Raw genomic sequence first — 20677 nt, forward strand, 5'->3', positions numbered from 1 at the left:
GGAGAGGCTGCTCGACAGATGTGATCCATGGCCAAGGTACGAGTACTCATCGTCGATGATTCCGCGCTGGTGCGGCAGATCCTCACCGAGACCCTCAACGCCGATCCGGACGTCGAGGTGGTGGGGGCCGCCAGCGATCCCTACGCCGCCCGCGAGAAGATCAAGGCGCTCAACCCCGACGTGCTGACCCTCGACGTGGAGATGCCGCGGATGGATGGATTGACCTTCCTCGGCAACCTGATGCGGCTGCGGCCGATGCCGGTGGTGATGGTCTCCTCGCTCACCGAGAAAGGGGCCGACACCACCCTGCGGGCGCTGGAGCTGGGCGCGGTGGACTTCGTCTCCAAGCCCAAGGTGGACCTCGCCCACACCTTCCGCGACTACGCCGAGGAGTTGGTGGCGAAGGTCAAGGCGGCCGCCGGCGCCCACGTGCGCACCCTGGAGCGCACGAGCGTCCCGGCGGTGGTGCCGAAGTACTCCGCCGACGCGGTGATCAAGCAGGGGGCCCACCCGCGTCACTTCCGCACCACCGACCGGGTGGTCGCCCTCGGCGCCTCCACCGGCGGCACCGAGGCGATCAAGGAGGTGTTGATCCGACTGCCCCCCGACGCCCCCGGCATGGTCATCGCCCAGCATATCCCGGAGGCCTTCAGCGGCCCCTTTGCCCAGCGCATGGACGGCTGCTCGGCGGTCAAGGTGTTCGAGGCCCGCGATGGCCAGCAGGTGCTGCCGGGCCACGTCTACATCGCCCCCGGCAGTCACCACCTGCTACTCGCCCGCGACGGCGCCCGCTTCGTCTGCCGGCTGAGCGACGGGCCGCCGGTCAACCGCCACCGGCCGAGCGTCGACGTGCTGTTCCGCTCGGTCGCGCAGAACGCCGGGCAGAACGCCATCGGGGTGCTGCTCACCGGGATGGGCGATGACGGCGCCCGTGGCCTGAAGGAGATGCGCGAGGCGGGTGCGCCGACCATCGCCCAGGACGAGAAGACCTCGGTGGTATGGGGGATGCCGGGGGCCGCGGTCAAGCTGGGGGGCGCGGGTGAGGTGCTGCCGCTGCTGAAGGTGGCCGAGCGGATCCTGCAACTGGCGAGCGCGCGCTGATCCGCACCGTTGGGTGTTGGCGGATGGAAGGCGTTACACTACCCCGCCTGGTGCCTGCATGGGGCGCAGGTCACCGTTCAGTCAAACGGAACCGCGGGATACCCCGATGGATGCGGATCCTCGGATCTTACGAGTCGGCGCCCGCCTGTGAAGTCCGCGACGGAAAATCCGGACAGGAAACGCAAACGGAGTTGGCGGTGCTCGACGGTTGCAACCGAAATTAGAAGAAGATTCAGGGGTTACGTTGGATCAGCCGAACAATGACGGACGGGGGGTGTTGACCTTCTGGCCTGCCGCCGCGGCGACCGTGGCGGCGGCGGCGCTGCCGCTGTTCTTCCCGTCGCCGATCGTTTCGATGCTGGCGGTGGCCTTCACCGGCGCCGCCTGGGCGGTCAATGCGGCGCTCTCCGGTCGTCGCCGCGAGGTGTCGCGGGCGAGCGGTGAGCGCACCGGCGTGGAGGAGCTGGAGGGGGCCCTGCGCGGGCTGATCGACGATATCACCGGCATCGTCGAGGAGGAGCTCGCCGCCCTGCGCCGCGACAACGACCAGATGCAGGAGATCGTCCGTGAGGCGGTGGGTTCCCTCAGCCGGAGCTTTACCACCCTCAACGAGCAGGCGATGCGTCAGCAGCGGATGGTCACCGCACTGGTCGAGAGCATGGCCGGCGCGATGCGCGAGGAGGGCGAGCGCAAGGTGACCATGCACGACGTCATCGAGGAGACCGGCGAGGTCCTCCACTTCCTCATCGATCTGCTGGTCAACATCTCCAAGCAGAGCATCGAGACGGTCTACAAGATCGACGACATGATCCAGCAGATGGACGGCATCTTCACCCTGGTGGCCGACATCCGCACCATCGCCGACCAGACCAACCTGCTGGCGCTCAACGCGGCGATCGAGGCGGCCCGCGCCGGGGATGCCGGGCGTGGCTTCGCCGTGGTCGCCGACGAGGTGCGCAAGCTCTCGCGCCACTCCAACGCGTTCAACGAGCAGATCCGCAGCCAGGTCGAGCAGGCCAAGACCACCGTCAACGAGGCACGCGACATCATCGGCGAGATCGCCGCCAAGGACATGAACGTGGCGATCAACGGCAAGGGCAAGGCCGACGAGATGCTGGCCGAGCTGGCGAACCTGGAGGATCGGATCAGTGGCACCCTGGCCGGGGTGGCGGAGATCACCGGCGAGATCAACGACGGCGTGGGTCTGGCGGTGCGCGCGCTGCAGTTCGAGGACATCGTGACCCAGATCCTCGGTTTCGCCAACACCCAGCTGGATCAGCTCTCCGCCTTTTCCGCCACCTTGCGCCAGAACCTCGACGGCCTGGAGTCCGCCCGCGAGGATGGTGACCTCTCCCGCTACACCGGACGGATCCTCTCCATCCGTGGAGAGCTGCAAGCGCTGCGCGGCCAATGGACCACCGAACGTCACAAACCGGTTCCCCAGGAGTCCATGGAAGAGGGAGAGGTGGAACTTTTCTAGCGGCCATCAGGGGGGCGCTGGGTTAAACTAGCGCAAACGGGTCCCCCCGGCCGGGTCCGTAACGAATGATGTCAAAAACAGGAGCGGGACAATGCCACTGAACACCGAACTCTCCGGTGACGAGAAGACGATCACGATCAAGATCAGCGGTCGATTCGACTTCAACATCTATCAGGAATTCCGTCAGGCCTACAAGCAGGCCAAGCATCAGGACACCAAGTACGTCATCGATCTCGGCCAGACCGAGTACATGGACAGCTCGGCGCTGGGCATGCTGCTGCTGCTGCGTGAGCGGGCGGGCGGCGATCAGGGCGACATCAAGATCATCAACACCAAGCCCGAGATCAAGAAGATCCTCACCATCTCCAATTTCCAGCGACTGTTCAAGATCGACTGAGCGGCGGCGCGGCATGGAGTACGACGATACCCCCCCCGCGGGGGGCTCACCGGTGGCGGGAGGCGTGCCGTCGGCCAGCAGGCCGGCGGCACCGTTGCGCGTCCTGATCGTCGATGATGACTACACCAACCGGTTGATCCTGCGTGCCATGCTGGTCAAGGAATCCTACTCGGTGGCCATGGCCGAGGATGGCCGGGAGGCGGTCGAGCTGTTCGACCGGGACCGCCACGACATGGTGCTGATGGACGTCATGATGCCGGTCATGGACGGCTACGAGGCGACCCGGCGGATCAAGGAGTTGTCCGGCGACCGCTTCGTTCCGGTGATCTTCCTCACCGCGGTGAACGACGACCAGGCGCTGGCCCGATGCGTCGAGTACGGCGGCGATGATTTTCTCGCCAAGCCCTACAACCGGGTGATCCTGAAGGCGAAGATCGACGCCATGAGGCGGGTGCGCAACCTCTACGCCACCCTGCAGAGCCAGCACGACGAGCTGCGGCTGCACAACCAGCGGCTGAAGCGCGAGCAGGAGATCGCCGAGAAGGTCTTCGCCAACATCGTCCAGCCCGGCTGCCTGGAGGCGGCCAACCTCAAATACCTGCTCTCCTCCATGGCGGTGGCCAACGGCGATCTGCTGCTCGCCGCGGGCAAGCCCTCCGGTGGCCAGCACGTGATGCTCGGCGACCTCACCGGCCACGGTCTCTCCGCGGCGATCGGTGCGATGCCGGTGTCCGACCTCTTCTACCGGATGACCGAGAAGGGCTACTCGATCCTCGACCTGGTGGTGGAGTTGAACCAGCGGATGAAGGATCGCCTGCCGACGGGCCTGTTCCTCGCCGCCACCCTGATCGAGCTGGACGCCTCCCACAGCACGCTGACCGTATGGAACGGCGGTCTGCCCGACGTGCTGCTGTGCCGCGGCGGGCGGATCGTCGAGCGGGTCGCCTCCAACCACCTGCCGCTGGGGGTGGTCGACAGCAACCATTTGGACAACCGCTTGGAGATCTTCGAGGTGATGGAGGGGGACCGCATCTACATCTACTCCGACGGCGTCATCGAGGCGGTCAATCCCGCCGGCGAGATGTTCGGCCAGGAGCGGCTGGAAGGGGTGCTCGATGCCGGTCATGCGCCCGAGGCGCTGTTCGGCGAGGTGCAGGAGTCGCTGAACCGCTTCCGTGACGGCGCCGCGCAGAGCGACGACATCACCCTGATCGAGGTGACCTGTGATGCCGACCTGCTCGCCTCCGGCTACGACCGCCAGTCGGTCCACCTGCCGGGACGGCCCCCGATGAACTGGGGGGTGGAGGTGCGGATGGAGGCCGACACCCTGCGCAACGTCGATCCGCTGCCGCAACTGGTGCAGGTGCTGACCGAGCTGCAGGGATTGGAGGAGCACCGCGCGCGTATCTACACCGTGCTCGCGGAACTCTACTCCAACGCCCTCGAGCACGGGGTGTTGCGGCTCGATTCCGGGTTGAAGGAGAACCCCCACGGCTTCGCCGAGTACTACACCCGGCGCCAGACGGCCCTGGAAGGGCTGGAGGAGGGGTGGATCCGGCTGACCTTCGAGCACCATCCGCTTGCGGAGGGGGGCGGGCGGTTGCGCATCGCCATCGCCGACAGCGGCGGCGGTTTCGATCACCAGGAGGCGGGGAAGGGGCTGAGTGGCAACGTCGAGCGCCAGGGGCGCGGTATCGCCCTGGTCCGCACCCTCTGTTCGGAGGTCCGTTTCCTCGGTGACGGCAACGAGGTTGAGGCGCTCTATACTTGGTAACTGCCGGGGGTGCCCCTGGGGTGTGCCGAAGACAGGAGGCGCACCGGTTGCAATCGATCCCGGGAATGCCCGCCGGGAAGCCGGCGGGGGTGCCCTGCGCGCAGCTCGACGCGGCGCTGCGCTGCCGGATCTTCGGCGCGGCGGAGCGTCCGGTGGCCGATCTCTGCGGCGGCAGCGCCGGGGAGGCGATGGCGCTGATCGGAGAGCTGGAGCGACTGACCGCGAATGGAGAGACGTAGGGTAGGACGCGGAGCGTCCAAGGTTACCGGTTACGACGCGGAGCGTCGTAACCAGGGCCTTGGTCAGGGCCTTGACCAGGGCCGTGTGGTGACCAGGACAAAGGATTTCCATTGCCAGACGCCCCCCCTGGTTACCACGCTCCGCGTGGTAACCTCCTCAGCCTCTCCGCTGGTAGCGGCGTCTCCTTCGACGCTCTGCGTCGTCGTTGTGCCATCCGGCATCCAGGCCCACCTTCACGCCGCGTCCCGCCGCAGACTATCGGTGATGGCGGCCAACAGCGTCGCCTTCTTCACCGGTTTGGCCAGGTGGCGGTCACAGCCCGCGGCGAGGCAGCGCTCCACCTCACCGCTCAGGGTAAATGCGGTGAGCGCCAGGACCGGCGTGGGCTGGCGTCCGCTCTCCTTCTCCCAGCGGCGGATCGCCTCGGTGGCTTCGATGCCGTCCATCACCGGCATCTGCACGTCCATCAATACCACGTCGAACTCTCCATGGGTAAACCGCTCCAGGGCCTCCAGGCCGTTCTCCGCGACGCTCACCTCGGCGCCGCTGGCGGCGAGATAGCGTTCGACCAGCAGGACATTGTCCTCCGCATCCTCGGCGAGCAGCACGCGCAGACCGCGGGGCAGTTGGGGCGGTGGTGGAGCGGGGTGCTGCCCGTCGTTGTCGAGGTGGGGGGGAAGGTGGAGCTCGAATTCGAACAAGGTGCCCCCGCCTGGATTGTCGCGCAGCCGGATCTCGCCGCCGAGCAGCTCCACCAGCCGTTTGCACAGGGTTAGGCCGAGGCCGGTGCCGCCGTAGCGGCGGGTGGTGGAGCCGTCGGCCTGGGTGAACGCCTCGAACACCGTGCGGTGCTTCTCCGCGGGGATGCCGATGCCGCTGTCGGTGACCCGGAAACGGAGCGTCTGCGGGTCGTCGGGGAGCCGCTCGACGCGCAGTTCCACGTACCCCCGTTCAGTGAACTTGACGGCGTTGCCCACCAGATTGAGCAGGATGTGGCGTAGCCGGCCGGGGTCGCCGAGCAGTTGCGGGGGGATGGTCGGGTCGACCACCGCTTCGAGGCGCAGTCCCTTGTTGGCGGCGGGGTTGCGGAAGGGGGTGAATATTTCGTCGATCAGCGGTGCGAGTTCGAAGGGGATCCGGTCCGGTTCCATCCGTCCCGCCTCCAGCCGGCTCAGGTCGAGGACTTCGTTGAGCAGGGTGAGGAGGATCGAACCGTTGCGTTCGAGCACCTCCACGTAGTGGCGCTGCCGATCGTCCAGAGGGGTCTCTTCGAGCAGGTCGGCCATGCCGATGATGGCGTTCATCGGGGTGCGGATCTCGTGGCTCATGGTGGCCAGGAACTCCCCCTTGGCGGCATTCGCGCTCTCCGCCTGCTCCTTGGCGGCGCGCAGCTCGTCCTCCATCCGCCGCCGCTGGGTGATGTCCTGGGAGATGCCGAACAGGCGTAGCGGTTCCCCCTTGCCGTCGCACTCCACCCGCCCCTCGGTGTGCAGTACCCGCTCGCCGCCGCCGGGGCGGAGGACGCGGTGGATGGCGCTGAAGCGCCGACGGCCGGTCGTCGCCCCGGCGATCCGCCGCTGCAGCAGCGGGCGGTCGTCCGGGTGGACCCGATCGAGGGTTGCGTCGAGGGTGGGAATGAAGCGCTCCTCGTCCACCTCGAAGATGCGGTAGAGCTCCTCCGACCACTGCATCCGCCGCTCGGATAGCTCCCATTGCCAGCTTCCCAGGTGGGCGATGCGCTGGGCCTCGGCGAGCAGCGCGCGGTTGTCGCGTAGCGCCTGCTCGGCGCGCTTGCGCTCGGTGACGTCGGTCTTTACCGCCAGCAACTGGGCGATCCGGCCCTGCTCGTCGCGCACCCCGCTGATGGCGGCCGACTCCCAGTAGAGGCGCCCCTCCTTGGTGCGGTTGAGCAGCTCGCCGCGCCAGATGCCGCCGGCCAGCACGGTGCGCCACAGCTCGCGGTAGGTGGCCTCGTCGGTGTGGCCGCTCTTGAGCAGGCTGGGGCGGCGGCCGAGCACCTCTTCGGCGCGGTAGCCGGTGATCTGGCAGAAGCTCGGGTTGACGTATTCGATGTGTCCACTGGTGTCGGTGATGATGACGCTCACCGGGCCCTGCTCCACCACCTGGGAGAGGCGGCGGAGATCCCGTTCGCGGCGGTGGATCCCCTCGCTCATGGTGTTGAAGGCGTGGGCCAGGCCACTCAGTTCGTCATTGCCGGTGAACCCCTCCAAGGTGGGATAGCGCCCCTCCCGGACCTCGGCCGCACCGCGGGAGAGCCGCTCCAGGGGACGCAGGATGGTGCGGCCGATCAGCCACAGCCCGAGCGGGATCATCACCAGCCCGATGGCGGGCAGTGACAGCAGCAGGGCGTTGCGAAAGGTCTCCAGCTCACTGGTGCGGGCGCTGTTGTCGCGGGCGAAGTAGAAGCGGATCGGGGTGGGCACGCCCGCCAGGCGCTTCTCGCCGAGGTAGAGCTCGGGAGTGACCCGCCAGCGGATCCCCCGCCCGTTGCCCTCGTCCGTGATCACCCCTTCGCCCAGCTCCGCCTTCGACAGGTCGCCGATCGGCGGGGCATCGCCGGCGCGAAAGGCGAAGTGGAGGTGGAGCTCGGTGGCCAGCTCGGTGGCGAAGGCATCGCCGAGCAGGGTCACCGCCTCGATCCGTCCGATGGTCCGCTCGCTGCCGTCGGCGAGCCGCCGCTGTACCGGCATGCGTGCGGCCATGGCGAGACCCGGCGGTTGCGGACAGGAGAACAGGCGGGGCATCGGCTGAACTCCGTCAGGGGATTGGGCGAGGCACCCCGGACCCTCGCCGGGGTGGAAGTCGCGTCCCTGGTTGTCGCTCACCAGGACGACCGCCTGCCCATCGCGGTAGCTGAGGTAGCCGATCCGCGTGCCGTCGGTACCGCGGTCGCGGAAGGCCACCAGCTCCCCGGCGGTGTCGTAGGCGGCGACCAGCCGCAGTCCGCCGCCGAGGGCCGCTCGCGCCAGTTCGCCGGCCAGCTTGCGCTTCTCCGGGTCGAAGATCAGCGGCTGGTAGTCCTTGCGGTCCTGGTAGCGGTCGATCAGGTTGAGGGCGGCAACCACCTCACGGCGGCGGGCGAGCAGCCGGGTGTGGGCCTCCAGGGCCGCCTCCTTGCCGGTCAGCCGGCCGCGCAGGGTGAGGAAGGCCGAATCGATCGCCTCGCGGGCACCCTGTTCGTGGAGCTCGTCCACCAGGTGGGTGAAGATGCCGCCGAGCGCCAGCAGCGCCAGCAGCAAGGAGGCGAACCAGAGGGCCACCAGGCGGTGCTTCAGGCTGTTGAACGGCACCATGCTTCGACCGCCTCCCATCAGAAAATCGGCTCCACCCGCTCCACGTTCTCACGGGTGACCATGCGCGAGGGTACCAGTCGCTCCTTCGCGACCGTTTCGCCGTGCAGGATGCGCATCACCGTCTGGGCCCCCTCGGCGCCGCAGGTGGGGTAGGTGAAACTGGCGTCCTGCTCGCCGGAGCGGATCGCCTCGCGGGCCTCGCCGATGTAGTCGATGCCGACGATCACCAGGGAGCGCGGATCGACGCCGAGGCGGCGCAGGGCGAGTCGGGCACCGCTCGCCATGCTGTCGCTCTGGGCGAAGACGGCGTCGAAGACGATCCCTTCGGCCACCGTCTCCTCGACCGCGCGGATGGCGTCGGCGCGTAGATAGTTGGCTGCTTTGAGCGCCACCACTTGCATCTCCGGATGAGCGGCGATCCCGGCGAGAAAGCCCTCGGTGCGGGCCTTCGCGGTGGTGGTGTTGGGGAGGCCCTGAAGGATCAGCACCCGTCCCCGCTCCTGTCCCCTGGCATGGAGGCGCTCGGCCATCCGCTCGGCCGCCCGGCGGGCGATCTCGCGGTCGTCGAGGCCGACGAAGGCCGTGTAGTGGTCGCTGCTTACCCGGCGGGTGAGCAGCACCACCGGGATTCCCGCGTTCCGGGCCGCGGCCACCGCCGGGGCGAGGGCGCGGCTGTCGCGCGGACTGGTGACCAGCACGTCGACCCGCCGGGCGATCATCTCCTCGATGTCGAGGACCTGTTGGGCGGTACTGCCGCCGGCGTCACTGTAGATGAAGCGGACGCCGGGCTCATCGGCCAGCGCCTGTTCCATTTCGCGGACCTGGGCGAGACGCCAGTCGTTGGCCAAGTTGTCCTGGGCGAAGCCGACCAGCCGGGTCGCGGTCGTCCGGGGCGCCGGCGGTGGTTCCGGTGGCGGGGCGGCGAGGGCGAGGGAGGAGAGCAGGGCGAGGATCGCCGCGAGGCGTGGGTGGTGCATGGTGTACGTTCCTGGTATCGCTATTTTCTTACTCGATTATAGGCAAATTTCTTACATATTTTGGCGGCGAAAGGGCCTGGAGGAAATAAGGTAGTTATAGGCAACGCGCCGGCAGGCGGAAAGTCAACCGACGGGGAGGAAATCCTCGCCGAGGCGGTAGCCCATGGCCGCGAGGCGCTCGGCGATCTCCGCCTGCGCCCCGTGGTTGGCGACGTAGCTGAGGACGAAGGGGCGTTCGGTGCGCGCCAGCCACTCGGGAGGGACCACCGGCACCCCGCGCAGTCGGTTGCCCAGCTTGCGCGGATCGATGTCGATCCAGGCGGCGGGGGGGTAGCCGCGTTCGATCAGCCGTTGACTGCGCCGGCGGGTCTTGCGGCCCGCGCCCCAGAAGGCGAAGGGGCGGCCGGCGGCCCGCGCGGCGCGTAGCCGGGGGTCGTCGGCGAGGTAGCGGGCGCGCAGCTCGTCGAAGGCCTCGCGGGCGTAGTGGGGATCGGTGCGCGACAGCCGGGTGGGGGCCTCCCGCCACTCCAGCAGTATCCGCGGCAGCTTCTCCAGGCGCAGGCCGTGGCGGAGCATGCGCAGCCACAGCTCGTAGTCCTCCGGGAAGTCGCCATCGCGGTAGCCACCGAGGGCGAGCACCGCCTCCCGGCGGAAGGTCACCGAGGGGTGGATCAGGGGAGACTCCACGTAACGTTGGTGATCGAGCTGCTCCGCGCTGAGGCAGCCGTTGCTCCAACGGAGGTACTCGCGGTAACCGGTGCTGACCTGCTCGGCGGGGAAGAGGCGTACCTGGCTGCCGAGCAGCGCCGTCGCGGGGTGGGCGTCGAGCCAGTCGCATTGGGCGGCGAGCCGTTCCGGGTGCATCCGGTCGTCGCCGTCCATCCGCGCCACCAGCGGCGCGCGGGCCTCGCGCAGGCCGAGGTTGAGCGCCTCCACCAGACCCAGCCGCCCCGGCTGGAGCAGCCGGATGCGCGCGTCGCGGCGGGCGCGCAGCCGCTCGGCGGTGCGGTCGGTGGAGCCGTCGTCCACCGCCACCACCTCGTAGTCGGCGAGGGTCTGGGCGGCGATGGAGTCGAGGCACTCGTCGAGGGTCGTCTCGGCGTTGTGCAGGGGGAGGAGGACGGAGACGCGGGGGGAGGGCATGGGCGGGGGGGGTCAGGCTTCGGGTTTCAGGCGAAAACGTTTAGGGCCCGCGAAAGAATAACTTCCTGTTTTGGGGCGTCGAGACGCCCGTCCGGCAACGCGCGCAAAGGGGCGCATACTTGCCGTATGCAATCCTTTGCGCAACGCCGCCGGACGGAGCGGCCGGGCTCGTCGCCCCGTTACCGATTACAACTCCAGCGCACCTCGCCCCCCTTCACCCGTCACGCCACGCCGGTTCCGACTCCCGGGCGGAGAATTCGTCCGCCTCCATCGGTTTGTTCCGGTAGCGTCCACCGCCAGGCGCAGCGCCTCACGGGGGAATGCGGAGCGGGTGGTGTGTTGCGCGGCGACGATCGAATCCACCCCCGCCACCAGCTCGTCGTCCAGGGTCATCCGTATGGTTCGCGTGCGGATGAGTATAGCGATGAATATGTGGATCGGTACGCCGAAGTATACGGGCTCTTCCCCGTCGCGCAGGCCGCCGTTCTCGGGTACCCTTCCGCCCTTTCGCAACAACCGGGAATCGAGGCGATGAGAGCGAGCGAGCTGAAGAAGGGCGCGGTGGTGACCATCGACGGTGAGGCCTACGTGGTCAAGGGGGTGCAGGTGCAGACCTCCTCCTCGCGCAGCGGCAACACCCTCTACAAGGTGGAGTTCCGCCACGCGGTGACCAAGCGCAAGTTCGACAAGGCGTTCAAGGGGGAGGACGTGCTCGCCGAGGCGGATTTCCAGCGCCGCGCGGTGCAGTTCCTGTTCCGCGAGACCGACAGTTGTACCTTCATGGACAACGAGAGCTACGAGCAGTACGCCCTGGACAACGAGGCGATCGAGGCGGAGCTGCCCTATCTGATCGACGGCCTGGAGGGGATCAACGTGCTGCTGGTGGAGGGGGCGCCGGCCGGCGTCGAGCTGCCCGGTTCGGTGGAGATGGAGGTGGTGGAGACCACCCCGAGCATCAAGGGTGCCACCGCCGCGGCCCGTTCCAAGCCCGCCACCCTGACCACCGGCCTGGTGGTGCAGGTGCCCGAGTACATCGCTCAGGGCGAACGGATCAAGGTCAACACCACCAGCGGCGAGTTCATGTCGCGGGCGTAGGGCCACGTGGACGCCGAAGGGGCTGGTCAGCCGGACCGGTCTCGACCCGCATTGACCCCTCTTCGCTGACCCATGGGGGAGGGGCTTCGCTGCGCTCAACCCAACCTACGAGCCATAGGCCGACAGGCGGCTAGGCCGGTTGGGCCGGCGACATCCAGCCGTCGTGGAAACAGCCGCGGATGGTGGTCCGGCCGTCGAACACATCGTCGCTGGAACAGGAGACGGGGGTGACTTCATGCACCCGGTCGGAGGGAAAGAACAGGATGCTGTTGTGTTTGGGGGTCAGGCGGGTGAAACAGGAGCGGATCCAGAGCTGCCGCGGGCCGTGGTCGTCGTAGAACAGGATGTCACCCCCCTGGTAACGCTTGGGCAGGCGATGGAAGTAGTAGACGAAGGTCAGGCGGCGGGTCGGAACGGCGGGTACCGCGTCGCGATGGGGGACGAACATCCCGTGGTCGAGATGGGAGGAGAGTTCGATCTCGATATCGCCCGCATCGAACGACACCCCCAGCCGCTCGGGGATGCGCTGTTCGGCCAATGCGGCACGCACCGGGGTCAGGATCAGTTCACGGGTCTCATCGTCCCCGCGGGTGCCGAAGGAGCGGCGGTAGTCGTCGAGGCGGCCGGTGACCCCGCCGCCCGAGGTGACCTCGTGGGGATGGAAGGCCTCCCGCTGCCGCTCGAAGGCCGAGTGGATCTCGGCGACGGTCGTTTCGGAGAGGAAATCTTCCAGGTAGATAAACGGGGGGGTGCGCAGCTCGCTCCCGAGTGTCGACTCGGGACGGGGCGCGCCGACCAGCAGGTCGTGCATATAGGCGGCCAGCGGGTGGTCGGGGCCGCACGCGGCATAGGCCTGTGCCGCCGCCTCCAGATTGCCCAGGGCCCGTTCCATGCTACCCAACGCCAGCCACGCCTCCCGCTGTCCGGGGTCGCGTTGAAGCCGCTCGCGGATCGCCTCACGCCACTGCCGTCGGGCCGCGCTGGGGATTTCGACCCGGGGGATGGTGATTCTTGGTCGGGGGGCGTCGTTGGGCGTCAAGGCGGTCTCTCGCTAGTCGTCAGCGTTCAAATCCACCGTCGGCGGCAGGTCGGCCAGGGTGATCGTGCGGTTTCCGCTCCCCCGCAGCGCCTCGGCCAGAAACTGTCGTGGTCCATACGAATCCATCAATGCCACCACCGCCTGCCGGAGCTCTTCATCGTAGCGGTCGACGGCCGCCTTGTCCCGGCGGTCGACCGGTGCCGGTCGACGAAACTCCGGCCGGCTACCCGCCAGTTCGACCAGCCGCTTGAAGTAGTCCCAACCGTGCGGACGTTCCACCAGCATGCCCAACTGGAGTGACGCCTCGGGGGTGTGGCAGCGGTGCGCGAGGCCGTAAGGGAGAACCAGGACGTCACCCGGTGTCATGACGAAGCGCCGGGTGACGGCATCGTCGTCGACCCGGGTCGGTTTGCGGTTGGGAGCGACGTCGACCACCTCGCCGATGATCTCCCACTCCTTCCTGCCCGCGATCTGGATGATCACGATATCGTCCCGATCGAAATGGGCATTCAATGCGTAGCCGGGGCCGAAGTTCGCGAAATAGGCCATCTGGAGGGGGCAGGCGAATATCTCGCGAGCTTCGCGCCACAGGTCGTGGACCTCCTTGGCGCGGTGTTCGATCCGGTTGAGGACCACGCTGATCCCCTGTTGGGCCAACGCCTTGAACGCATCTCCGTCGATGGAGACCTCCGCAGGGCGGCCGGTCAGCCAATCCAGCGGGACCCGCCGGCCATCCTTGAAGACGCGGATACCCGTCATGTCCGTGCTCTGCAGATTGAGGATGGAGACGAATCGCTCCCAGCTGAACCGCGATGAGAGTCGCTCGCCCTGGCCACAGGGCTGATGGAGCAGCCGGCGCTCCTGAATGGCGGCCGTGATGTCGGCCAATGCCACCGGTCCGAGCAGGTCTGAGAGGTTCATCAGGGTATATTCACGCCTTCACCGGAACCGACAGGGCCCCTACGGGGGGGGCGGCGTAGGTCGGCGCTACCGCGCCGACGCGAACGAAAGCAGCGGGCTTCCGGCCATGAGGATCCTTTCGAGGGAACATCCCGTTCGGTAGGTTCGGCGGAGACGACGAAAGGCCGCAGCCCCCGTTCGCGCCAACCTACGGCGGGCGGCTGCCGTCGGCGATAAGCCATCATCCCACTTTCGCGGCCGATTCCTCCACTGGAATCCGTTCCGGGCAAGGGACCAACTCTAGCGGGGGCATTCATCGGGATCAAGGCACCACGCGCTTCGTCCCCACGACATCGTCCGCGGCGCGTTGCTGCCACACCTCGAAATTGGCCAGATCGTTCGTCACACGATAGTTCGCGGACGGCGAAACCGGGGGCGTGTCCCGCAGTTTTCCCATGACGATGAGATCGGGGGCGAAGCGGGGATCGAGGGGGGCCGCCGAATAGGCCGCCTTCAGCCGGCGTCGCTCCGACAATGGCAGGGAGGTGCTCCATGACGAGGTGGACCCGCTCACCGCATCGCGCAGCTCGACGGGATAGTCGTCCAGCGGGGCCCATGAATGGAGCGCGGAGGCCTGGTACTTGTTGCAGCCGAGGAAAAACACCAGGTTCAGATTGTCGATCCGTCCGTCGTGCAGCGCGTCCTGGGTGAGAAAGGAGGCCCACGCCGCGGTGTTCCACCCCAGATATTTCCCGGCCTGAATCAGCTGCTCCTCGACCTGCCGATCGGTGAGGACCACGTTGAACACGTTCGGCATCAGCAGGGTCCCCTGGCGCTCCATCACCCACCACACCGACAGGTAGTAGTCATTGGTCAACAGCAGACGAGGCGCGCTCCCCGGCGCTCGTCGCAGCAGGTCGATGACGGCTCCCAGATCTTCCCGATACCGGTCGAGGGCCTGGAGCCCGAAGCGGGCGCTTACCGCAAGTGAATTGGTGGGCATGCCCGCATAGCGGTCGGTGAAGCTCCGTGCGACCACCACCAGGATCGCCGCGCCGACCATGGCGCCGGTCAGGCGTGGGGGGATCTTGCGCAGCGAAAGAGTGAACCTTCTCGGAACCCGCAACAACAGCAGGCGCAGCAGCGGAATCAGCAACAGCAGGGCGATCTGATCGACGTTCCGCACGCTCGACGGAACGTGATAGGGCAGGATGTGGAGGGGGCTGGCGGCAAGAAAGCCGATGCCGGCGATCGCCGCCAGCGGCGGCATAACGGTGGAAAACCAGGCGACACGCAGCGCGCGGCGGCGACGGCGTGAGAGATAGGCGAGCACCGCGGCCAGCCCGCAGGGCAAGGCAAGGCCGGCGAGGATGGGCTTGGTGAACAATCCCAGGACCAGCTCGCGGTGGCTGGCGGCGTAGACGCCCATTCGTGCCTTCAGGTCCGGTTCGCCCCACTGCAGCTGGATCAGGAACGGCAGACCGACGACGACGAACGACAGCACGAAGAGCCCGACGGCCTTTCCCGTGCCCCGGTCGAGCGCGACTCGCCGGGACACCAGACTCTCGGTGAGCAGGAAGAGGAGGACCGCCAGGGCGATGAAGAAGAAGTAGATTTGGCTCTGCAGCACCAGCGCGGTGACTACACCGAAGGCGACCGTCCGCCGTCTGCTTCCCCGACCGGCGAGAAACAGGCGCGGACGGCGAAACCAGAGCAGGGCGTAACCGAGGAACAGCGTGAAATAGAGGTTGCTGATCTCCGGGCGGGGGATGCGGAAGGCGTAGATCTTGTGGTGGATGAAGGGGATGAACATCGAGCCGACGCAGACGATCGCCAGCAGCGCGGCCAGGTACTTCGGCGCCGTGCCGAGGCGAAACAGGGTATAGAAGGCGTAGGCCGCGATGGCGACCGCCAGCATGTCGACGAGGATGAAGCCGTGCGGACCGGCCAGGGCGAAGCCGATGGCGTGAGGGATCAGCGCCGCCAGGGGAAAATCGACCAGACCGGAACCGGAAAACACCGCGCTGTAGGTGGGGGAAAACTCCAGCCTGGACAGCGACTCGATCAGCGGGAAGTACTGCGCATCCATGCGCAGAAGGAGTTTGACGTAGAACGGTTCCGCCGGGTAATGCAGATAGGCGACCGCCCAATACGAGGCGCCGATGAGCGCCCCGGCGACCAGTACCATGGTCCTGTAAACCGATGTCCGCATGGATTCATGTCCCCTTCGGCAGGCGTCGGGATCGATCGTCCTGCCACTCGTCAAGGATTGGTACCGCCACGATCCGGAACTCAAGATCAACCGGTGGGGACATCCCAACGGCAAGGTCAACGCCGATCTTCAATGACAGGAGCGCCCCGCCAAATCGGCGAATGACGGCGGGTAACGGGTCGCCTGGGTGAGCGTCGCCACGTGATCCTGGTCGTATCGGTTCAGGAACTCCCAGACGATCTGCCCGGCGGGGGTGACCTCGAACGCCCGTCCGCCGGCAAACTCGGTGATCAACAGGTTGCCGTTGGCGAGGGGCTGCACCTTCCCGCCCATGGCGGTGAAGAAGGGATCGGACGGCGTTCCACGATAGCGGGTCGTGACCTTGCGCGTATCGGGGTCGACGAGCACGATGCGGCTGCCTCCCAGGGGTTGCAGATAGTTGTCGAACACCAGCAGGTGGCCGTCGGGCAGGAACTGGGCGTCGTGCTGGCGCAGGAACGGCCCCGATTGCGCCCACACCACCCGCTCCGTATTTGGGTCGATGACCGCGATCATGTCGATGCCGCGCAGGGAGACGAGGATGTCGCCCGCCTTGAACGCGGGGAAGCGGTCGGCCAGCGCCGGCGACAGGACCTGAGCCGAGTTGAGGTGGGTGACGTTGGGGATGATCGCCCCGTTTATTACCATCGAGAGGTCCTCCACGAGGTGTTCGCCCCGGGGATTGCGCATCTGTTTTGACAAGGTGTTCCAGCGGGTGGCCAAGGCCGATTCGAACTCCCCGCGATAGAGGGCCTCGATCACCGGGAACTCCCGCAGAATCTTGCCATCGGGTGAGATCTTCGCCACGGACTCTTCCCAATACAAACCATCGGGAAATGGGAGATTCTGCTCCCGTCCGTCACGCGGGCGCTGGAGCGGGGCCCAGAAGTTGCCCTGCTGATCCCGGGAGATGGCGTGGTGGGTGCTCTCCTCCAGGATCCAGGAGACCGTCCCGCACCAGCTCATCCGCACCATCGCGTTGTTGTCGTAGTTGAAGACGATGTCCCCGTCGGGAAGCAGGACGACGCCGTGGATCAAGCGGTTGAAGTCGCTGTCCCCGTTGGCGTCGTTGCGCTTGTTGTACACCGCCTGCCTGAACTTCCCGTACGCCACATCCCATTCGTGGAGGAGCGCGCCGTCGGCGGCGATCAGCTTCACGCCCAGGTGGTTGTCCCAAAAGCCGACGAGCAGCGTCGGGCCGGGTTGCATCGCCTGCGGTGACCGGCGCAGCACGCCGTTTCCGGAGCGGGTGGTGCGGTGAAGTTGGCGGGTGGGCCGGAGCTGGAGGTTGTCTTGCCAATCGCTCCCCCAGTCCGTGGCGGCCATACGCGCCTGGGCCCACAACCGATCGCCGGCGGCGAAGAGAGGATAGGGGTAGATCCTGTGCTTGCCGACCGCGAAACCGTAGGTGACGGAGAGCACGACCAGGGAGACGATGAAGTAGGCGAAGAGCGGATTTCGCCGGATCCAGTTGAACGACAACACGACGACCAAGCCGATTGCGGACAGCGCGAAGCAGTCCTCGGTGGTGAGACCGAAGGCGGCGAACGGGATGAACTGCGAGGGCGGCTGACCGGCGAGGAAGCTCCACATCGCCAGCCCGAAAGGGATGCCCACAAGGGCGACAGCGAGGATGACGGGCGTTGTCAGGAGTGGGCCGAAGGCAGGCCTGGGCATGGTATCGTCTCTTCCGAGCAATTGGCCCCGGGACGAACGGCCTTGTGCGGCGAGGCGGGGGCGACAGTCTAAGCGTCTGGAATCGCGTGGACAAGAAGGGGTGGTGGCGGCGTTCGCGGCCGATGCCAGGTCGAGCGCGATCACGCCTGGTCGGCGTGGCTGCGGTAGCGGTCGCGAAAATGGCGCCGCTGCCAGCGCGCCGACCCGGGCGCTCCACGCTACCTTGACAGGGTTGGGGATGGCTGAAATACTCCTTTTCAACCTATTGTATTTAAAGTTATTTTATCTGTTTATCGGTGGCCTTCCTTTGATCGTTCGAGAAACGTCGTTATGAAATGCTCACGTCGAAATGGTCGCAAACTCCCGACCACTGCCGCGTTGCTCGTCGCCACCTGGATCGTGTCGCTCTCCCCGCCGGCGATGGCCTACGTCGGTCCCGGTGCCGGCATCACCCTGCTGGGTTCGCTGGGCGCCGTTATCTCGTTTCTGGCGATCGCCGCCGGGGGGCTGCTGGCGTGGCCGATCCGGATGTTGCGGCAAAAGCTGAAAAAGGGTCGGTCCGAGGCCGACCGCAAGGATGCACCGGACGAAACCTCCGGGGAGTAGGGCAGGGCCTTGTCTCAGGGGGCCGCCATCGAGGTCTCGCGGTTCGACGACTGGGCCGGCGGCTTGGCCGCAGCGTGGCAGAGGCTGTTCGTCCGGTTGGGGCGAATCGAGGCCGGATGGCTTGCCGGGCGTTTGCGGGCAATCCCCATCGATCGCCCGATCTACATCGCCGGGATGGCCCGTTCGGGAAGCACCGTGCTGCTCGAAATGCTCGAGCAGCACCGGGAGACGGCCAGCCACCGCTACCGCGACTACCCCTTCGCCCTCACCCCGGTAATCTGGAATGCGTTCCTCGACCGCGCCGCGAAGCGCTCCATGGAACCCGTCGAACGGGCGCACAAGGACCGGATCAAGATCACCCCCGACAGCCCGGAGGCCGTCGAGGAGATGGTCTGGATGGCCTTCTTTCCACACGCCCATGACCCCGCCGTCGACAACGTGCTCGACGCCACCGGTCACCACCCGGAATTCGAGGCCTTCTACCGCGACCACCTGCGCAAGATCCTGCTGCTGCGTGGGGGCAGCCGGTACTTGGCGAAGGGAAACTACAACCTCTCCCGGCTCGGCTACCTGCTGCGGCTCTTTCCCGATGCCCGATTGGTGGTTCCGGTCCGCCATCCGGTGGCGCAGGTCGCCTCGCTGATCAAGCAGCACCGGCTGTTCGTCGCCGCCGGGCGCCGCAATCCCGCCGTGCTCCGCTACCTCCAGCGGCTCGGGCATTTCGAGTTCGGGTTGGATCGCCGTGCGGTAAACGTCGGTGAGCACGGCGCGGTCGAGCGGATCCAGGGACTCTGGCAGGCCGGTGAGGAGGTCCGGGGAACGGCGGCGAGCTGGGCCTCGCTGTACGGCCACGTCGCGGAGCTGATCGAGCGCGATCCGCGAATATCGCGACAGCTGTTCATCGCGGACTACGACGAGCTGTGCCGCAATCCCGGCAATCTGTTGGCACGCCTGTTCGCGCACTGCCAGCTCGATATCACGCCCGGGCAACTGGCGACCCACGCCGCCCGGATCAGCAGCCCCACCTACTACACACCGAAATTTTCCGTCGCGGAGCTTGCCGCCATCCGCGAAGAGACCGATGAGGTCTACCAACGCCTATGCGCTCTCGCCGGCTCGCCACCGACAACATAGGGGCGTCGTGCCGGAAGTGGCGTCCTCTCCCCGGCACCCGAACGAAACGAAAACAGCATGCCAAAAATCGATTCCAAGACCCGCGGATACGTGATGAAGTGGAGCGGAAAAAATCTCCTCTTCGTCTACTTCGTCCTGACCCTGCTCCTTGTCGCCATGATTTACGGCTTCGCCGTGGGACGACACCGGATCTATCCCTTCCACCTCTTCGACGCGGGAGACCGTCTGTTCACCGAGGCGCGCATGGCGGCGAGGGATTGGATGGGCAACTGGGGAGACAATCTCGACCTGAAGCCGACCCGCCAGTTGCGCCCCGCCACCCGTCCCGGCTCCGGGGTGGTGATCCATGACCGGCAGGCGATGGAGCCCGGGCCGACGCTGATTACCGGCTTCTGGGACGATCACGTGGGTATCAAGCTCCTCGCCGGGGATGGCGCCATTCTCCACGAGTGGGAGGTGGCCTACCGCAAGCTCCGCCACGCCATCGGCGACGACAGCGACGACTTCAACGTCCTGATTCACGGCGCCATCCTCCTTCCCGATGGGGGCATCGCCTTCAACTACGACGGCCATGCGCTGGTTCGGATGAACCGGTGCGGTGAGGTTTCCTGGATCCTGCCGGAGCACACCCACCACTCGCTGTTCCTGGACGAGAAGGGGCACTTCTGGGTCCCCATCCAGAAGGTGCACGACGAGCAGGCGATCCACTACCGCCCCCTGGATATCGCCTACTACGAGAACTTCGTCACCGAGGTCGCCCCGGATGGAGCGATCCTCCGCCAATGGTCGGTCATCGACGCCTTCTACAAGAGCGGGCTGGAAGCGGATCTGTTCAACGGCCGCTGGAACCATCTGGTAACCGCCCCGCGGAATGGCCAGATCGCCGGCGATCCGGGAGAGGGCTCCGGGGCCGGTGCCGAGGAGGGCGAGCGGGTGGCGGATCTGACCCATTTGAACTCCGTCGCCGTCTTGCAGGAGAGGGACGCCGCGAGGTTTCCGATGTTCCAGGCCGGTGACATCCTGGTTTCGTTGAGAATGCTCAACATGCTCGCGGTGATCCGGCCGGATAGCGGACGGATCGTGTGGACGCAGACCGGACCGTTCCGGCAACAGCACGACGCGCAGTTCCTCGCCGACGGCACGATCCTGCTGTTCGACAATCGATCGGACGGGGCGGGAGGGCGGAATCTGGGCGGCAGCCGTATCGCCGTGATCGACCCCGCAACCCGCAAGGTCACCATTGGCTACCAGGGAGACGCCACCGACCCGTTCTATTCGCAGATCGGTGGAAAGGTGCAGCGTCTCGGCAACGGCAACCTGTTGATCACCGATTTCGACGGTGGCAGGGCCTTCGAGGTCACGCCGGGCGGCAAGACCGTGTGGGAGTTCATCAACCGCTATGACGAGACGCACGTGGCGAGGATCACCCAGGCCACCCGCTATCCTCCGCGCTTCGCCGAGCTGGCCGGGAGTGCCTGCCGGTGACGGGGGATGGTGAACGTCGAAACGCCGTCCCGACCGTTCGTTTCTACGCTATCATTACCGCCCG

16 protein-coding genes are annotated in these 20677 nt (G+C 66.8%); 9 read left to right on the forward strand and 7 right to left on the reverse strand.

All coding sequences use genetic code 11. The features are described 5' to 3' along the window. Positions 1-27: 27 nt before the first annotated feature. The 5 genes from ACYQ2W_RS00380 to ACYQ2W_RS00400 all read left to right on the forward strand — a co-directional run bounded on the left by ACYQ2W_RS00380 (position 28) and on the right by ACYQ2W_RS00400 (position 4991). Positions 28-1101: a protein-glutamate methylesterase/protein-glutamine glutaminase gene (locus ACYQ2W_RS00380; RefSeq protein ID WP_459862268.1), complete on the forward strand. Its 1074-nt coding sequence runs from the start codon at positions 28-30 to the stop codon at positions 1099-1101. 277 nt (positions 1102-1378) lie between these two features. Then, on the forward strand, positions 1379-2581 hold the full coding sequence (locus tag ACYQ2W_RS00385; protein ID WP_459862270.1) for a methyl-accepting chemotaxis protein: 1203 nt from the start codon (positions 1379-1381) through the stop codon (positions 2579-2581). 91 nt (positions 2582-2672) lie between these two features. Next, positions 2673-2978, forward strand: coding sequence for an STAS domain-containing protein (locus ACYQ2W_RS00390; RefSeq protein WP_459862272.1), 306 nt, complete (start codon positions 2673-2675; stop codon positions 2976-2978). A 13-nt stretch (positions 2979-2991) separates the two neighbouring features. Then, positions 2992-4752: an ATP-binding SpoIIE family protein phosphatase gene (locus ACYQ2W_RS00395; protein ID WP_459862274.1), complete on the forward strand. Its 1761-nt coding sequence runs from the start codon at positions 2992-2994 to the stop codon at positions 4750-4752. 47 nt (positions 4753-4799) lie between these two features. Continuing rightward, positions 4800-4991: a Fe-S-cluster oxidoreductase gene (locus tag ACYQ2W_RS00400; RefSeq protein WP_459862275.1), complete on the forward strand. Its 192-nt coding sequence runs from the start codon at positions 4800-4802 to the stop codon at positions 4989-4991. Between the two features lie 234 nt (positions 4992-5225). Here the strand turns inward: ACYQ2W_RS00400 and ACYQ2W_RS00405 are convergent, their stop codons facing one another. The 3 genes from ACYQ2W_RS00405 to ACYQ2W_RS00415 form a co-directional block, all read right to left on the reverse strand. Beyond that, positions 5226-8306 (reverse strand): ATP-binding protein, encoded by a 3081-nt coding sequence (locus ACYQ2W_RS00405; protein WP_459862277.1) that lies wholly within the window; start codon positions 8304-8306, stop codon positions 5226-5228. 17 nt (positions 8307-8323) lie between these two features. Continuing rightward, the gene (locus ACYQ2W_RS00410; protein WP_459862279.1) at positions 8324-9283 is read right to left on the reverse strand and encodes a substrate-binding domain-containing protein; all 960 of its coding nucleotides are present in this window, start codon (positions 9281-9283) and stop codon (positions 8324-8326) included. 123 nt (positions 9284-9406) lie between these two features. Beyond that, positions 9407-10426, reverse strand: coding sequence for a glycosyltransferase family 2 protein (locus ACYQ2W_RS00415; RefSeq protein ID WP_459862281.1), 1020 nt, complete (start codon positions 10424-10426; stop codon positions 9407-9409). A gap of 531 nt (positions 10427-10957) precedes the next feature. On the opposite strand from ACYQ2W_RS00415, the gene efpL reads away from it, so the two are divergent. Beyond that, on the forward strand, positions 10958-11521 hold the full coding sequence (gene efpL, locus ACYQ2W_RS00420) for an elongation factor P-like protein EfpL (protein WP_459862282.1): 564 nt from the start codon (positions 10958-10960) through the stop codon (positions 11519-11521). A 130-nt stretch (positions 11522-11651) separates the two neighbouring features. On the opposite strand, the gene ACYQ2W_RS00425 is transcribed toward efpL, so the two are convergent. From ACYQ2W_RS00425 to ACYQ2W_RS00440, 4 genes are all read right to left on the reverse strand, one after another. Further along, a complete protein-coding gene (locus tag ACYQ2W_RS00425) occupies positions 11652-12560 on the reverse strand; it encodes a 2OG-Fe(II) oxygenase (protein WP_459862284.1) in 909 nt (302 codons plus the stop codon). A gap of 12 nt (positions 12561-12572) precedes the next feature. Beyond that, on the reverse strand, positions 12573-13481 hold the full coding sequence (locus tag ACYQ2W_RS00430; RefSeq protein WP_459862286.1) for a JmjC domain-containing protein: 909 nt from the start codon (positions 13479-13481) through the stop codon (positions 12573-12575). Positions 13482-13782: 301 nt separating this feature from the next. Further along, positions 13783-15648, reverse strand: a complete 1866-nt coding sequence (locus tag ACYQ2W_RS00435) for a hypothetical protein (protein ID WP_459862288.1) — start codon at positions 15646-15648, stop codon at positions 13783-13785. 153 nt (positions 15649-15801) lie between these two features. Beyond that, positions 15802-17328 carry an arylsulfotransferase family protein gene (locus ACYQ2W_RS00440; RefSeq protein ID WP_459862290.1) on the reverse strand — a complete coding sequence of 509 codons (1527 nt, stop codon included), beginning with the start codon at positions 17326-17328 and terminating at the stop codon, positions 15802-15804. A gap of 438 nt (positions 17329-17766) precedes the next feature. On the opposite strand from ACYQ2W_RS00440, the gene ACYQ2W_RS00445 reads away from it, so the two are divergent. The 3 genes from ACYQ2W_RS00445 to ACYQ2W_RS00455 are packed head-to-tail and all read left to right on the forward strand — an operon-like array spanning position 17767 to position 20613. Beyond that, on the forward strand, positions 17767-17994 hold the full coding sequence (locus tag ACYQ2W_RS00445; RefSeq protein ID WP_459862292.1) for a hypothetical protein: 228 nt from the start codon (positions 17767-17769) through the stop codon (positions 17992-17994). 9 nt (positions 17995-18003) lie between these two features. Continuing rightward, positions 18004-19128, forward strand: coding sequence for a sulfotransferase (locus ACYQ2W_RS00450; RefSeq protein WP_459862294.1), 1125 nt, complete (start codon positions 18004-18006; stop codon positions 19126-19128). A 57-nt stretch (positions 19129-19185) separates the two neighbouring features. Next, positions 19186-20613, forward strand: coding sequence for an arylsulfotransferase family protein (locus ACYQ2W_RS00455; RefSeq protein ID WP_459862296.1), 1428 nt, complete (start codon positions 19186-19188; stop codon positions 20611-20613). The last annotated feature ends 64 nt before the right edge of the window (positions 20614-20677 follow it).

It is taken from the genome of Endothiovibrio diazotrophicus, assembly GCF_054657215.1.

Coding starts and splice junctions, on each gene's coding strand:
- ACYQ2W_RS00380 (WP_459862268.1), top strand. CDS start 28: ATGGCCAAGGTACGAGTACTCATCGTCGATGATTCCGCGCTGGTGCGG.
- ACYQ2W_RS00415 (WP_459862281.1), bottom strand. CDS start 10,426: ATGCCCTCCCCCCGCGTCTCCGTCCTCCTCCCCCTGCACAACGCCGAG.
- ACYQ2W_RS00405 (WP_459862277.1), bottom strand. CDS start 8,306: ATGGTGCCGTTCAACAGCCTGAAGCACCGCCTGGTGGCCCTCTGGTTC.
- efpL (WP_459862282.1), top strand. CDS start 10,958: ATGAGAGCGAGCGAGCTGAAGAAGGGCGCGGTGGTGACCATCGACGGT.
- ACYQ2W_RS00410 (WP_459862279.1), bottom strand. CDS start 9,283: ATGCACCACCCACGCCTCGCGGCGATCCTCGCCCTGCTCTCCTCCCTC.
- ACYQ2W_RS00395 (WP_459862274.1), top strand. CDS start 2,992: ATGGAGTACGACGATACCCCCCCCGCGGGGGGCTCACCGGTGGCGGGA.
- ACYQ2W_RS00435 (WP_459862288.1), bottom strand. CDS start 15,648: ATGGTACTGGTCGCCGGGGCGCTCATCGGCGCCTCGTATTGGGCGGTC.
- ACYQ2W_RS00455 (WP_459862296.1), top strand. CDS start 19,186: ATGCCAAAAATCGATTCCAAGACCCGCGGATACGTGATGAAGTGGAGC.
- ACYQ2W_RS00430 (WP_459862286.1), bottom strand. CDS start 13,481: ATGAACCTCTCAGACCTGCTCGGACCGGTGGCATTGGCCGACATCACG.
- ACYQ2W_RS00390 (WP_459862272.1), top strand. CDS start 2,673: ATGCCACTGAACACCGAACTCTCCGGTGACGAGAAGACGATCACGATC.